We start from the raw sequence: 14,632 nt of genomic DNA on the forward strand, positions 1-14,632 counted from the left end.
GGCACAAGGAGGCCTACCCATGGTGGAGATCAAGACGGACACGGCGCTGGACGCCATGCGCACGACCGGGCGTGTGGTGGGGCAGGCGCTGGAGGCGGTGCGGAGCGCCGCGGCGGTCGGGGTGTCCCCGCGGGAACTGGACGAGGTCGCCCGCGGGGTGCTGCGCGACGCGGGTGCGACCTCCCCGTTCCTCGGCTACCGCCCGCACTTCGCCCCGACGCCTTTTCCGGCCGTCGTCTGCATCTCCGTCAACGACGCGATCGTGCACGGCATCCCGTCCGACCAGCGGCTGCGCGACGGCGACCTGGTGAGCGTGGACTGCGGCGCGATCGTGGACGGCTGGGCGGGCGACGCGGCGGTCAGCTTCACCGTCGGCACCCCGCGCCCGGCCGATCTGCGGCTGATCGCGACGGCGGAGGCGGCCCTGGAGGCAGGCACCGCGGCGGCCGTCCCCGGCGCCCGGATCGGGGACATCTCCCACGCCGTCGGCCGGGTCTGCCGTGACGCGGGCTACGGCATCATGGCCGACTACGGCGGCCACGGCGTGGGGCGCCGGATGCACGAGGACCCGCCCGTCCCCAACGAGGGCCGCCCGGGCCGGGGAATGCCGCTGCGGCACGGCATGGTGCTGGCCATCGAACCGATGCTCCTGGCCGGCGGCCGCGACGACTACCGCACCGGCGCCGACGGCTGGACCCTGCTGACCACGGACGGATCACGAGCGGCCCACACGGAACACACCGTCGCCATCACGGACGACGGGCCGCGGGTGCTCACACTGCCGTGAGCCGCACGCAGGGCCGGCAGCAGCCCCGGAGCGTCCGCACGGGCACCGGGCGTCGAGGACCCTCCTAGCCACCGCCGGTACGACGACGGCCGAACCACCCGCGCCTACCCCGCCGGACGCACCACCATCGCGGACCCGCCCCCGCGCCGCTCCTTCTCCGCTGCCGCGAGCCAGCGGCCGTCGGGCAGGCGCTGGACTCCGGTGGCGGCGCCGATCTCCGGGTTCTGTTTGAACGTGTGGCCCAGGGCTTCGAGCCGGCCGCGCACCGGGCTGTTCCAGAGGCCCGGTTCGAGTTCGGTGGTCGCCGCGTTGCGCTGGCTGGCCCGGGGGGCGGCGATGGCGTCCACGAGGGGCATGCCGCGGTCCAGGTGGTTGGTCAGCGTCTGGAGGACGGTGGTGATGATCGTCGCGCCGCCCGGGGAGCCCAGGGCCAGTACCGGCCGGCCATGGTCGAGCAGGATCGTCGGGGACATCGAGGAGCGGGGCCGCTTGCCCGGGCCGGGCAGGTTCGGGTCGTGGACGGCCGGGTTCGCGGGCGCGAACGAGAAGTCGGTGAGCTCGTTGTTGAGCAGGAAGCCGCGGCCGGGCACGGTGATGCCGCTGCCGCCGGTCTGCTCGATGGTGAGGGTGTAGGCGACGACGTTGCCCCACTTGTCGGCGACCGTCAGATGGGTGGTGTTCTCCCCTTCGTAGGTGGTCGGGGCGGCGGTGCCGCGGCTGTCGCAGCCGCGGCCGGGGTGGCGCGGGTCGCCGGGAGCGACCGGGCTCGTCAGGGCCGCGTCCTCCTTGATCAGGCAGGCGCGCGAGTCGGCGTAGCGCTGGGAGAGCAGTTGCCGGGCCGGCACGTCCTCGAAGGCCGGGTCGCCGACCCAGCGGCCGCGGTCGGCGAACGCGATCCGGCTGGCCTCGATGTAGCGGTGCAGATAGTCCCGTTCGCTGAGCCGGGAGACATCGGTGCGCTCCAGCATGTTGAGCGCCTCGCCGACCGTGGTCCCGCCGGACGAGGAGGGCGCCATGCCGTAGACGTCGAGCCCGCGGTAGGCGGTGCGGCTGGGCGCCTGGCGCTTGGGCGCGTACGCCCGGAGGTCGGCGGCCGTCAGGTCGCCGGGCCGGACCACGCGGTCGGCGCCGGGGGCGACGGGGGGCCTGCGGACGGTCCGGACGATGTCGCGGGCCGCCGCTCCCCGGTAGAACGGGCCGATGCCCTCGCTGCGCAGGCCGGCGTAAGTGCGGGCCAGGTCCTTGTTGGTGAAGGTCGAGCCGATCTCCGGCAGTTCGCCGCCGGGCAGGAAGAGTTCGGCGCTGGCCGGGAAGTCCCGGAAGCGGGCCTCGTTGTCGGCGGTCTGCTGCCGGAAGGTCCGGTCGACCGTGAAGCCGTCGCGGGCGAGCCGTTCCGCAGGTTTCAGCACCTGGCCGAGCGACCTGCTGCCCCAGGCCTTCAGCGCCGCGTCCCAGGTGGCGGGGGTGCCCGGGGTGCCGACGCCGAGGCCGCTGGTGACGGCCTCGGCGAACGGGACCGGCTTCCCGTCCTCCAGGAAGAGGTCCTTCTCCGCGCTGCGGGGGGCGGTTTCGCGGCCGTCGATGGTCTGCACCGTGCGGTGCTTCGCGTCGTAGTGGACGAAGAACCCGCCGCCGCCGACCCCGGCCGAGTACGGCTCGGTGACGCCCAGCGCGGCGGCGGTCGCCACGGCGGCGTCGACCGCGTTGCCGCCCTTCCGCAGTACCTCGACACCGGCCGCCGAGGCGTCCGGGTCGACGCTGGAGACGGCGCCTCCGTGGCCCACCGCGACGGGCGACTTGGGCGGGGTCGCGGCAGGCCCGGCCCGGTGCGCGGAGCCCACGGGAGCGGTGTCCGGCGGTCCCGGCGGAGCGGCGGCGGTGGCGGAGAGGACGGCCGCGGCGGCGGCGAGCAGGGACACGGTCCGTACGGCGGCCGGTGCGGGGCGCGCGGTCGGGCCGGTACGACGGGAGCGACGCAGCATCCATACCTCCACGGGGCAACGGTGTCCGGCAGCCTAACTTCGCCACGGGGAGGCCGGAAGCCTGTTCCGGGACAGGAAACCGGGGCCCGTGCACCGGAGTCGCCGGCCCGTCCGGCGCACCGTGCGCGGCAGTCGCCGATCCGCGGCCGGTGCGGTCCACGGCTCCCCGAAGCCGGCCCCCGGCACCGCTCCCGCCGCCCCGCTACGATCCCCCGCCATGAACGACGACCTGCGCAACATCGTCCTCGGCGTCATAGCCACCGGAGTCGCCGCCGCGATCGGCTGGTGCACCCGCACCTATCTGTGGCGGCGCACGCTCCGCCGCAAGCAGCGCTTCTTCGGGCTGCCGGACCACGCGGAATGCCTGCTGGTGGTCAACCGCAAGGCGGGCGGGGACTGGAGTGTCGCCCGGCGGGACGTCTTCGCCCTGCTGGAACTCTCCGCCCTCATCAAGGAGTGCGGCGCCCAGATGCAGGTGGTCGCGCACGACGCCGTGCAGGAGGGCTTCGGGGAGCGCACGGAGTTCTGCATCGGGGGCCCGGTGTCGAATCAGCGGATGGCCGCGCATCTGCGGACGCTGCTGCCGGGAATGCGGGTGAACACCGACGACGCACCGGGACCGGAGCGCGGCGCCTTCACGATCGGGAACGAGCAGTACCGCCTCACCTCCGGCGCGGTCGAACACGTGCTGCTGGCCCGGGTGGCCGCCGGGGAGGACCGGCGTCCGCTCTTCCTCGCCTGCGGTCAGCACTCCAACGCCAACCATGCCGCCGCCCGCTATCTCGCCCGGCACCACACCGCGTTGGCCCGCAAGCACGGCAGCGGAACGTTCTGCCTGCTCCTGAAGGTGGTCAACTCCGAGGCGTACGGCCCGGATGTGGTCGAGCTGGTCGCCGATGTCACCCGGGCCGCGACCACACCGGCTCCGACCTCGGCTTCTGGCACGCCGCAACCGGGTGACGCCGCCGAGTAATCAAGATGTCAACGATCGTTACTCTCACGTAACTTGCGGGGCCATTACCGACGGTAAGGCTCTGGGGTTACCGTCGGGTCACTTGGCAGGCGCGCGTCGGCGACGAGGCCGGCGGCAACGGGAGGAGCTCCGCCATGGGACACCCGCGCACGGCATTCCGCACCTCGGCGGTGGGCGCCGTCTCGGCAGCCGTACTCGCCGGAACGGCCTTCGCCCCGGCCGCCGCCGCAACGGCGGCCCCGGCCGCGGCCCGTGCGGCGCCCGCCGGTACGGCGTCCGCACCGGGCCTGCCGGACGTCAGGTTCGTCGACATCAAGGGCGACGGCGGCACGGTCCTCAAGGCCAATGTGGTCACCCCGCCCGGCGCGGACGGCAAGCGGCGCCATCCCGTGATCGTCCTCCCCACCAGCTGGGGCATGCCGCAGGTGGAGTATCTGGCGCAGGCGAAGAAGCTCGCCGACTCCGGCTACGTCGTGGTCGGTTACAACGTGCGCGGCTTCTGGCAGTCCGGCGGGAACATCGAGGTGGCCGGTCCGCCGGACATCGCCGACGCCTCCAAGGTCATCGACTGGGCGCTGGCCAACACCCCGGCGGACCCCGACCGGATCGGCATGGCCGGAGTGTCCTACGGCGCGGGCATCACCCTGCTCGCCTCCGGCTTCGACCAGCGCATCAAGGCCGTGGCCGCGATGAGCGGCTGGGCCGACCTCACCGACTCCATCTACAGCGAGCGCACCCAGCACCTCCAGGCCAGCGGGCTGCTCTCCGGGCTCGGCAAGGTGACGGGGCGGCCCAGCCCCGAATTCGAGCGCGTCACGGAGGACTTCCTCGCCGCCCGGCTGGACAAGGAGGACGAGCTGCTGGCCTGGGGCCGGAAGCGCTCCCCCGCGACCTACCTCGACCGCATCAACGACAACGGCGCGGCGGTCATGCTGGGCAACGCCTGGGGCGACAGCATCTTCCCGCCCAACCAGTACGCCGACTTCTACGAGAAGCTCACCGGCCCCAAGCGCCTGGAGTTCCGCCCGGGCGACCACGCCACCGCCGAGGGGCTGGGCCTGCTCGGCCTGCCCAACGACACCTGGACGAACACCCGGCGCTGGTTCGACCACTACCTCCGGGGCGAGGACAACGGCATCGACAAGGAGCAGCCCGTCCAGCTCAAGTCCCGCTCCGCCGAGGAGTACGAGGGCTACCCGGACTGGAAGGCCGTACCGTCCACGACCCGGCGGATCCCGCTGGAGGGCGACAAGCGGATCTTCGCCAACGTCGACTCCGGCGCCAACGGCGGCATCGCCATCCTGTCGAACGCCCTGGAGCAGTTCCTCAAGATCCCGCCGATGGCCTCGGTGCCGCTGCTGCCCCGCGCCTTCGCGTCCGTCTGGCGGTCCGAGCGGTACGACGCCACCCAGCGGATCCGGGGCACCGCGAAGCTGCACACCACGGTGACCAGCACGCACGAGAGCGGCACCGCCGTGGCCTACCTCTACGACGTGGGTCCGCTCGGCATGGGCAAGCTGGTCAGCCACGCCCCGTTCACCTTCCACGGGCGGACGCCGGGCACGCCGTTCGGGGTGGATCTGGACCTCTTCTCGACCGCGTACGACGTGAAGGCCGGGCACAGGCTCGCGGTGGTCGTCGACACCGTGGACCCGCTCTACATCGAGCACAACCCGAGCTGGGCGAAGCTCAGCTTCTCCTCCCCGGCCGAGGACCCCTCGTACCTCGAGGTGCCGCTGCGGAAGTAGTTCCGGCGCGCGGACGGGCCGACGGCGGCCGGGGACGGCGGCGGCCGGGGGACGGCGGGGTCAGGGCTTGACGCCCGGCACCATCGGCCCCGGCTCCGCCTTCGCCACCTGCGCGCCCCGGGTCTTCACACTGCGCCGCTCCCGCTTGGCCACCCAGTTGGCGAACCAGGACAGCAGCATGCACATCCCGATGTAGATGGGCGAGATCACCAGCACCACGGGGATGAACGGCAGGTCGTAGTTGAGGTTGGTGGCGATGAGCTTGCCGGCCTGGAGGAACTCCTCGTAGGTGATGAGGAAGCCGAGGGAGGTGTCCTTCAGCGCCACGACGAGCTGGCTGATGATGGCCGGCAGCATCGCCCGCACCCCCTGCGGCACCAGGACGTACGTCATGACCTGCGACTTGAGCATCCCCAGCGAGTAGGCCGCCTCGCGCTGTCCGCGCTCGACCGAGTTCACGCCGGCCCGGAACACCTCGGCCAGCACCGAGCCGTTGTACAGGGTCAGTCCGGCGACGAGCGCGGGCAGCGGCTGGACCTTCAGCGCCACGAAGATGAAGAAGATCATCACCAGCACCGGCATGGCGCGGAAGAACTCCACGCACAGGGTCGCGGCCCAGCGGAGCGGCCGGTGCTCCGAGAGGCGGCCGGCGGCGAGGACGGCGCCGAGGGCGAGGGAGAGCACCGCCGCCAGGCCGAAGGCCTTGAGCGTATTGCCCAGGCCCTCCAGCAGCAGCCGCTGGATGCCCTCGTACTCGAAGGGGCGCCACTTCTCCGCCTCGAACTGGCCGGTGTCGACGAGGAGATAGCAGACCCAGGCGATCAGCCCGGCGATGACCAGGGACGCGGCGGCGCCGTAGAGGCGGTGCCGGCTGCGCGCCCTGGGCCCCGGGACGTCATAGAGGACGGTGTCGGTCACCGGGCCACTCCCCAGCGCTTCTCCAGCAGGTTGAACAGGGCACTGATGGCGAGCGTCACGATCAGATAGCCGACGGCGATCCAGACGAACGCCCAGACGATGCTGTACCCCATCTCGTTGAGGGGCTTGTAGACCCCCAGCAGCTCGGTGACGCTGAACGACCCGGCGATCGCGGAGTTCTTGGCCAGGGCGATCAGTGTGGAGCCGACCGGCGGGATGACGGTGCGGAAGGCCTGGGGCAGCACGATCAGGCCGAGGGCCTGGGTGAAGCTCATGCCCAGGCTGCGGGCCGCCTCCCCCTGGCCGACCGGGACGGTGTTGATGCCCGACCGCACGACCTCGCAGATGAAGGCCGAGGTGTAGCAGCCCAGGGCGAGGATCGCGAAGGTCTGGAAGGGCAGCACCACACCGAAGCGCGGGAGGCCCAGCAGCACCGCGAAGAACAGCAGGGTCAGCGGCGTGTTGCGCAGCACCGTCACCCAGGCGGTGCCGAAGGAGCGCAGCGACCGGACCGGCGCGACCCGGAACGCCGCCATGACGACGCCGAGGCCGAGCGCGAGCAGCGAGGCGAAGATCGTCAACTGCACGGTGCCCCAGAGGCCCTCGCCGTAGAGGGACCAGTTGTCGGTGAGAACGTCCACGACGGTCCCCGGCTCAGCTCGCCGGATAGCGGTCGACGGGCGGCGGCGCGGGCGCGGGGACCCCGGACTGGCCGAGCGTCGCCTGGTACGCCTTCGTCCAGTTGCCGTTCTTCTCGTTGGCGACCAGCGCGTCGTCGAGGGCGAACCGCAGCGCGCTGTCGCTGCGGATCACGCCGATGCCGTACGGCTCCTTGGAGAAGGCCTTGCCCACGACCCGCAGCTCGTCGGGGACCTTGGCCGCGTACCCGAGCAGGATGGTGTCGTCGGTGGTGACCGCGTCCACCTGCAGGGTGAGGAGGTTGTCGACGCAGACCGAGTACGTGTCGTACGCGATGGCCTCGGCCTGCGGGTAGTCCTCCTGGATGCGCTGCAGCGGGGTCGAACCGGAGGCCGAGCAGACCTTCTTGCCGGCCAGGTCCTGCGGCCCGCGGATGGAGCGCTCGTCGGCACGGACGAGCAGCCGCTGGCCCGCCACGTAGTACGGACCGGCGAAGCCGACCAGCTTCTTGCGCATGTCGTTGATGGTGTACGTGCCGACGTAGTAGTCGATCTGCCCGTTCTGCAGGGCGGTCTCCCGGTTGGCGGAGGCGATCGTCCGGAAGTCGATCGTGTTGGGCGCGAAGCCGAGGGAGGCGGACATCATCTTGGCGATCTCGATGTCGAAGCCCGAATAGGATCCGGTGGCCGGGTCCTTCTCGCCCAGGTAGGGCTGGTCGTCCTTGACGCCCACCACCAGGTTCCCGCGCGACTTCGCCTTCTCCCAGGTCGGGGAGGAGGGCAGGGAGAAGTTCTCGTCGACCCGGTAGACCGGCAGTTGGTCTGGCTGCGGGCCCTTGATCGGAGGGCTGCCCTCCTTGCCGCACCCTGCGGCGAGGAACGCCAGCCCTCCGAGGGCGAGCGCGGCGATCGTACGGTGCAGGCGCATCAGGTCCCCGTTTCCCTGCTCAGTGCTTGAGAATTTTGGACAGGAAGTCCTTGGCCCGGTCGCTCTCGGGCTCGGTGAAGAACCCCTCGGGGGTGCGGTCCTCGACGATGCGGCCGTCGGCCATGAACACCACCCGGTTCGCGGCCGAGCGCGCGAAGCCCATCTCGTGGGTGACGACGACCATGGTCATGCCGTCCCGGGCGAGCTGCCGCATCACTTCCAGCACCTCGTTGATCATCTCCGGGTCGAGGGCCGAGGTGGGCTCGTCGAAGAGCATCACCTTCGGGTCCATCGCCAGCGCGCGGGCGATCGCGACGCGCTGCTGCTGGCCGCCCGAGAGCTGGGCGGGGTACTTCGGGGCCTGCGACGCCAGGCCCACCCGGTCGAGGAGTTCCCGGGCGCGCCGCTCGGCCTCGTCCTTCCGGCGTCCGCGCACCTTGGTGGGCGCCAGCATCACGTTCTCCAGCACCGTCCTGTGGGCGAAGAGGTTGAACGCCTGGAAGACCATGCCGACGTCGGCGCGCAGCTTCGCGAGGGCGCGCCCCTCCTCGGGCAACGGGCTGCCGTCCACGGTGATCCGGCCGGAGTCGATCGTCTCCAGCCGGTTGATGGTGCGGCACAGCGTCGATTTCCCGCCGCCGGAGGGGCCGATGACCACCACGACCTCACCGCGGTCCACGGTGAGGTCGATGTTCTGGAGGACGTGCAGCTGTCCGAAGTACTTGTTGACGTCGCGCAGCTCGATCAACGGATCGGCTGCGGAGACGGTCCCGGCTCCGTCGACCACCATGCCCGGCCCACCGCCTTTCCCCGGTCGTCGCGCGTGCAGCGCAAACTATCCAGCGAATTGCGGTGCTTCGCCCCGACACGCACCAGTACGGCAATAACCGTATTTTGCCCCTGGAGACGGGGGGTGGGGTGGCGTGGTGGCGGGCGCGCCCGGTGACGCGCCCCGGGGACCGCGGCCGGACCGGCGCCCGACCCGCGGCCCGGTCAGTCCTCCGAGGCCTCCGCGTAGATCTGGGACAGCTCGGGGGCGCCACTGACCGCCCAGTCCAGGCCCGCCTCCACCACGTTGACCTCCCGGCCGGAGGGGAGCCGCACGACGGGCTGGCCGTTCGGCCACACCTGCCAGGCGGCCTCCGGCACGGTGCGGACGATCACCGTGCCGAGGTAGAGGCCGGCGTCGTTGCCGAGCCAGGGCAACTCCTCGGGGTCGTCGCGCCAGCGGGGCAGCAGTTGGTCGAGCGCTTCCAAGGACCGTGGGGAGTCGTCGAGTTCCAGTCCCGCGGACTCCGCCTGGTCACGGAGGAGTGCGCATTCGGAGAGGAGTTCGGCCACCCCTTCGGGATCGTCCTGGGAGGGGCCCAGGACGGCAACTCCGTGTGCCGCTCCGTGCCGCTTGCGCCAGTTGTCCAGGAAAGGGATGTGCATACCGTTCAGGGTGGCATCCCGACCGGGCACCGCACCACAGGGACGCGCGACCGGGTCCTGACCGTTCCGGTCGGGCGGGAATTCAACCGCAGTTCGGGCGGGGATCATTGACGCTCCGCAGTCGGCTCCCTACGTTCATGCCGCACCCGTCGGACCAGCTCGGATGCGGGAGGGACCAGCCATGCCAGGCGGAGGACGCAGGACGGCGAGGGGGGTGGTCGCGGGAGGTGCGCTGCTGGCGCTCGCCGCGGCCGTCACACCCGCGCTCGCCGAGACGCACCGTACGGAGCCGCTCCCCCTGGAGCGGCTCTTCGACAACCGGGCGGTCAGCGACGACGCCCGGCCCGGGGAGGCCGACCTCGACGGGGCCAGCCGGTCGCTGTCCGCGCAGGCCCTGGCCGCGGCGGGCTGGACCCCCGGGCGCCGGATCGCGCTCGACGGCGCCCGGCTGACCTGGCCGCGGTCCGCCGCCGGGCGCCCCGACAACGTCCGCGCCGACGGCCAGCAGGTACGGCTGAGCGGCCGCGGCGACGCGGTGTCCTTCCTGGTCGCGGGGGTCGGCGGGACGGCAGCCGGCACCGGCACCGTGCGCTACCGGGACGGCTCCCGCAGCACCTACACCCTGACCGCGCCGGACTGGCGCACCGGTCCGCTGAGCACCAAGGCCGTGGCCCTGCCGCACCTCAACACACCGGACGGGCCGCTCGCGGAGACCGCCCGGCTGTACGCGGTCACCGTGCCGGTGGCCCGGGACCGGGCGATCAGCTCCGTGACGCTCCCTGCGGACCCCGCCACCGGCCCCGACCTACACGTCTTCGCCGCGGCGGTGCGGGAACCGGCGCAGGGATGGACCGGCAGCTGGTCGGCGCCCGCCTCGGGGTACACCGCGGTCGGACCGTGGACCGACCGGACGCTGCGGCTCGTCGTGCACACCAGCGCGGGCGGCCCCCGGGTCCGCATCCGGCTCGCCAACACCTTCGCGCGGACGCCGGCCCACGTCGGGCACGCGTCGGTGGCGGTGCAGGGGTCCGGGGCCGGCGCGGCAGCCCGGCCGGTGCCGCTGCGCTTCGGCGGGCGGCCGGGCACCGCGATCCCCGCGGGCGCCGAGGCGTACAGCGACCCCCTCGCGTTCCGGGTGCCGCCGGACACGAACCTGCTGGTCAGCATCCATCTTCCGGGCACCGTGGAGGCGGTTCCGGTGCACAGCCGGACCAACCAGCGCTCGTTCCTGAGCGCCCCGGGCAGCGGCGACCGCACCGGGGACCTCGACGGCGGCGCCTTCACCGGGTCGCTCACCACCTGGCCGCTGCTCACCGGGGTCGACACCGGGGGCGGGCCGGGCTCGGTGGTGACGCTCGGCGACTCCATCACCGATGGCGACAAGTCGACCGTGGACGCCAACCGGCGCTGGCCGGACGTGCTGGCCCGGCGGCTGCGGGAGCAGAGCGCCGTGCCCCGCTACGGGGTGCTCAACGCGGGGATCTCCGCGAACCGCGTGGTCACCGACCGCTACCCGGGCGACGGGGTGAGCACCGACACCGGCGGGGTGAGCACCCAGCACCGGCTGGACCGCGATGTGCTCGCCGCGACCGGGGCGCGGACGGTCGTCGTCTTCCAGGGGATCAACGACGTCCGCTGGGGCACCCCGGCGGAGGAGGTCGTCGCCGGGCTGCGGGCCGTCGCGGAGCGGGCGCGGGCCCGGGGGCTGCGGGTGGTGGCGGCGACGATCGCGCCCTGCGAGGGCTATCCGGACTGTTCGGCGGAGGTCGAGGCCCGGCGGACGGCCGTCAACACCTGGCTGCGCCAGGAGGGCGCCGGCGTCTTCGGCGCGGTGCTGGACTTCGACGCGGTGATCCGGGACCCGGCCCGGCCCACGCGGATCCTGCCGGCCTACGACAGCGGCGACCATCTGCACCCCGGGGACGCGGGGCTGCGGGCGCTCGCCGAGTCCGTGGATCTGCGCACACTGGTGCCGTGACCCCGACGGCCCGTCGCCGGGTGCCTGCACCGGGGCCGGCCAGGGCCCTGACCGGGGGCGTTGCACACGCCGGTCGCCGCTCGCGGCCCGGACGGCTCCCCGCCCCCGGCGCGAGCCCGGCCGCGGGCCGTGCGCCGGGGGCAGGAGCTCCCGGCCCGGCGGCTACAGCTCCAGGTCCACGACCACCGGGGCGTGGTCGGAGGCGCCCTTGCCCTTGCGCTCCTCGCGGTCCACGTACGCGTCCTTCACGGCCCGGGTGAAGGGGGCGTTCGCGTACACCAGGTCGATGCGCATGCCGCGGTTCTTCGGGAAGCAGAGCTGGCGGTAGTCCCAGTAGGTGAACGGCACGTCGTACTTCAGCGGGCGCGGGACCACGTCCGACAGGCCCGTCCCGCGCAGGGCGGCGAGCGCCTCGCGCTCCGCGGGGGTGACGTGCGTCAGCCCCTCGAAGACGGACGGGTCGTGGACGTCCTCGTCGGTGGGGGCGATGTTGTAGTCACCGAGGACCGCGAACGGCCGCTCCCCCGCCGCATCCTCCGAGACGGCCTTGGTCAGGGCCTCCAGCCAGGCCAGCTTGTACGCGTAGTGGGCGTGGTCGACCTCCCGGCCGTTCGGCACGTACACCGACCAGACACGGACGCCGCCGCAGGTGGCGGAGAGGGCGCGGGGCTCCTGGGCGCCGTCGTAGTCGGGGCCGCCCGGGAGGCCGGGGCGGACGTCCTCCAGGCCGACCCGGGACAGCAGTGCCACGCCGTTCCACCGGCCGTCGGCGTTGACCGCGGCCTCGTAGCCCAGCTCCCGGAGCTGCTCGCGCGGGAACTGCTCGTCGGTGCACTTGGTCTCCTGGATGCACAGCACGTCGGTGCCGCTGCTCTCCAGCCAGGCCAGCAGCCGGGGGAGCCGGGCAGTGATCGAATTGACGTTCCAGGTCGCGATGCGCATGGACCCGAATGTACCGCCCGGCTCGGACAGCGGACCCCGCCCGGCCCCGGGACGGGCCCATGGACGGGCGGCACCCGCGGCCGGGCCCGGGGTCAGAGCGGGCTGCTCTCCCCCGGGGTCATCCGCCGGTGCTCCGTGCCCCCGACGCCGGGGCCGTCCGGGCCGAGCATCCGGTCGTAGACAGGCCGGGCGAGATCGGTCAGCAGCGCGTCGTGGATGTCGATCGCCCGCTGCGGCTTCACCTCGCGGACGTAGTCGATGACCTCGGACACCTTGTTCCACGGGGCGTGCACCGGCAGCATCAGCGTGTCCACCGGGCGGCCGGGGACGGTCAGCGCGTCCCCCGGGTGGAAGACCGATCCGTCCAGGAAATAGCCGACGTTGGTGATGCGGGGGATGTCGGGGTGGATCACGGCGTGCAGTTCGCCGTGCACCTCGACGTCGAAGCCCGCCGCGGTGAAGGTGTCGCCGTGGCCGACGGTGTGCACCCGGCCCGGGAACGCCGCGGCGAGCTGGTCGGCGACGCTGCGCAGGGTCCAGATCTCGGCCGACGGCTCGGCCTCCAGGGCGGCGCGCAGCCGGCCCTCGTGGAAGTGATCGAGGTGTTCGTGGGTCACCAGCACGGCGGTGGCACCGACCGCCGCGTCCTCCTCGCTGAAGGCTCCGGGGTCGATGACGAGCACCTGGCCGTCCTTCTCCAGCCGGATGCAGGCGTGGCCCTTCTTGGTCAGCTCCATGGGTCCTCCCGGTCCACTGATCCGTTACGGGCACCATCCTGCTACGCCTACGCCTCGGGGGTGGTCTCCTGCCGGATGACCTCCTGCGCCACCTTGAACGCGGAGTTGGCGGCCGGGACACCGCAGTAGACGGCGGTGTGCAGCAGAACTTCCCCGATCTCGGCGGGGGTCAGACCGTTGCGCAGCGCGGCGCGGGTGTGGAAGGCGAGTTCGTCGAGGTGACCGCCGGACACGAGGGCGGTGAGGGTGATGACGCTGCGGGTGCGGCGGTCGATGCCGGGTCTGGTCCACACCTCGCCCCAGGCGTAGCGGGTGATGAACTCCTGGAAGTCGCCGGTGAAGGCGTCGGCGGCGGCCACGGCGCGGTCGACGTGCGCGTCGCCCAGCACCGCGCGGCGGACCTGCATGCCCGCGTCGTAGGGGTCCGGGCGGGGGCCGGACGGCACCTGGGGCGGTGCCTCGGCGGCGATCTCGGCGACCGGGCCGGGCTGCGGGGCCGGGGCGGGGGCGGCCTGCGGCGCCGGTGTCGGCGTGGACGAGGGCGCGGGCGTGGCCGTGGACGAGGGCGCGGGCGTGGGCGCGGGCGTGGCGACGGGCTTGGGCACCGGCGCCATGATCGTCGTGGGCGAGTCCTGCCAGGAGGTCGTGAAGTGGCGGACCAGCAGGTCGGTGACGGCGCCGGGCTGCTCGACGGGCGCCAGGTGGGAGGTGCCCGGGACGAGCGCGAGGCGGGCGTCGGGTATGCCGGCGACGAGGACGCGGGCGTCGGCGGGCGAGGTCACCTGGTCCTCGGCGCCGGCGAGGACCAGCGTCGGGACGGCGAGCCGGCCGAGGTCGCCGCGGACGTCGAACGCGGCGAGCGCCTCGCAGCACGCGATGTAGCAGCCCGGGTCGGTGGTGCGCACCATCTGCACGGACCAGTCGACGATCGCCTGCTGGGCGGTGGCGAAGGCCGGGGTGAACCAGCGCTCCGGCACGGAGCGGGCGATGGGGTCCAGACCGTTGGTGCGGACGATCACGCCGCGCTGCCGGTACTCGTCCGCGGTGCCGAAGCGGCCCGCGGAGGAGACGAGCGCGAGGGCGGCGACGCGCCGGGGGTGCCGCAGGGCCACATCGGCACCGATGGCGCCGCCGATGGAGCAGCCCGCGTAGCCGAAGCGCTCGATGCCCAGCTCGTCCAGGGTGGCGAGGAGACGGTCGGCGAGGTCCGTCACGGCCGGTGCGGGGTAGGCGGGCGCGCCGCCGTGGCCGGGCAGGTCGTAGCGCAGGACACGCCAGTGCCGGGTCAGCTCGGGGACCTGCCGGTCCCACATGTGCCAGGTGGTGCCCAGGGCGGGGCCGAGGACGAGTACGGGGGCGTCCTGCGGGCCGTCGATCCGGTGCTGAAGGGTCTTCGTCTCGCTCACCCGGCCACGCTACCGACTCTCCGCCCCGTCCTGACGCCTGGGTCAGGAAGAGCCGCCGGGGCGCGGCCGCCGACCGCGCCCGGAACATGGTACGCGCAGGTCAGAGCCTCCGCTGGAGACGACGTAGAAGATCTGGTGACCGGGGCCGTGGCTCACCATGA

The 14,632-nt window shown here is 73.0% G+C and carries 13 protein-coding genes; 4 read left to right on the forward strand and 9 right to left on the reverse strand.

What is annotated here, in order from left to right; translation table 11 throughout:
* The first annotated feature begins 19 nt into the window (after window positions 1-19).
* Entirely contained in the window at window positions 20-787 is a 768-nt protein-coding gene (gene map / locus ACFYYR_RS04340; RefSeq protein WP_388846756.1) for a type I methionyl aminopeptidase, read from the forward strand.
* A 104-nt stretch (window positions 788-891) separates the two neighbouring features.
* On the opposite strand, the gene ggt is transcribed toward map, so the two are convergent.
* Window positions 892-2,769 (reverse strand): gamma-glutamyltransferase, encoded by a 1,878-nt coding sequence (gene ggt, locus ACFYYR_RS04345; RefSeq protein WP_388846758.1) that lies wholly within the window; start codon window positions 2,767-2,769, stop codon window positions 892-894.
* A 217-nt stretch (window positions 2,770-2,986) separates the two neighbouring features.
* On the opposite strand from ggt, the gene ACFYYR_RS04350 reads away from it, so the two are divergent.
* Both ACFYYR_RS04350 and ACFYYR_RS04355 read left to right on the forward strand, forming a co-directional pair.
* Complete coding sequence (locus ACFYYR_RS04350; RefSeq protein WP_388846760.1) at window positions 2,987-3,742, forward strand: hypothetical protein; 756 nt, start codon at window positions 2,987-2,989, stop codon at window positions 3,740-3,742.
* Between the two features lie 134 nt (window positions 3,743-3,876).
* Window positions 3,877-5,490: a CocE/NonD family hydrolase gene (locus tag ACFYYR_RS04355; protein WP_388846762.1), complete on the forward strand. Its 1,614-nt coding sequence runs from the start codon at window positions 3,877-3,879 to the stop codon at window positions 5,488-5,490.
* 60 nt (window positions 5,491-5,550) lie between these two features.
* Here ACFYYR_RS04355 and ACFYYR_RS04360 read toward each other — a convergent pair whose 3' ends face one another.
* From ACFYYR_RS04360 to ACFYYR_RS04380, 5 genes are all read right to left on the reverse strand, one after another.
* Entirely contained in the window at window positions 5,551-6,408 is an 858-nt protein-coding gene (locus ACFYYR_RS04360) for an amino acid ABC transporter permease (RefSeq protein ID WP_388846764.1), read from the reverse strand.
* Window positions 6,405-7,049, reverse strand: a complete 645-nt coding sequence (locus tag ACFYYR_RS04365; protein ID WP_388846766.1) for an amino acid ABC transporter permease — start codon at window positions 7,047-7,049, stop codon at window positions 6,405-6,407. The genes ACFYYR_RS04360 and ACFYYR_RS04365 overlap by 4 nt, the downstream gene beginning before the upstream one ends.
* Window positions 7,050-7,062: 13 nt before the next feature.
* Window positions 7,063-7,974 (reverse strand): glutamate ABC transporter substrate-binding protein, encoded by a 912-nt coding sequence (locus tag ACFYYR_RS04370; protein ID WP_388846768.1) that lies wholly within the window; start codon window positions 7,972-7,974, stop codon window positions 7,063-7,065.
* 19 nt (window positions 7,975-7,993) lie between these two features.
* On the reverse strand, window positions 7,994-8,764 hold the full coding sequence (locus ACFYYR_RS04375; RefSeq protein WP_388846770.1) for an amino acid ABC transporter ATP-binding protein: 771 nt from the start codon (window positions 8,762-8,764) through the stop codon (window positions 7,994-7,996).
* A gap of 203 nt (window positions 8,765-8,967) precedes the next feature.
* The gene (locus ACFYYR_RS04380) at window positions 8,968-9,408 is read right to left on the reverse strand and encodes a DUF6278 family protein (RefSeq protein WP_388846772.1); all 441 of its coding nucleotides are present in this window, start codon (window positions 9,406-9,408) and stop codon (window positions 8,968-8,970) included.
* Window positions 9,409-9,589: 181 nt separating this feature from the next.
* On the opposite strand from ACFYYR_RS04380, the gene ACFYYR_RS04385 reads away from it, so the two are divergent.
* Complete coding sequence (locus tag ACFYYR_RS04385; protein WP_388846774.1) at window positions 9,590-11,386, forward strand: SGNH/GDSL hydrolase family protein; 1,797 nt, start codon at window positions 9,590-9,592, stop codon at window positions 11,384-11,386.
* A gap of 162 nt (window positions 11,387-11,548) precedes the next feature.
* On the opposite strand, the gene ACFYYR_RS04390 is transcribed toward ACFYYR_RS04385, so the two are convergent.
* From ACFYYR_RS04390 to pcaC, 3 genes are all read right to left on the reverse strand, one after another.
* Entirely contained in the window at window positions 11,549-12,328 is a 780-nt protein-coding gene (locus ACFYYR_RS04390; RefSeq protein WP_388846776.1) for an exodeoxyribonuclease III, read from the reverse strand.
* A gap of 92 nt (window positions 12,329-12,420) precedes the next feature.
* Complete coding sequence (locus tag ACFYYR_RS04395; protein ID WP_388846778.1) at window positions 12,421-13,065, reverse strand: MBL fold metallo-hydrolase; 645 nt, start codon at window positions 13,063-13,065, stop codon at window positions 12,421-12,423.
* Window positions 13,066-13,112: 47 nt separating this feature from the next.
* On the reverse strand, window positions 13,113-14,471 hold the full coding sequence (gene pcaC, locus ACFYYR_RS04400) for a 4-carboxymuconolactone decarboxylase (protein WP_388846780.1): 1,359 nt from the start codon (window positions 14,469-14,471) through the stop codon (window positions 13,113-13,115).
* Window positions 14,472-14,632: the final 161 nt, after the last annotated feature.

It is taken from the genome of Streptomyces sp. NPDC001922 (assembly GCF_042891165.1).
GTDB lineage: Bacteria > Actinomycetota > Actinomycetes > Streptomycetales > Streptomycetaceae > Streptomyces.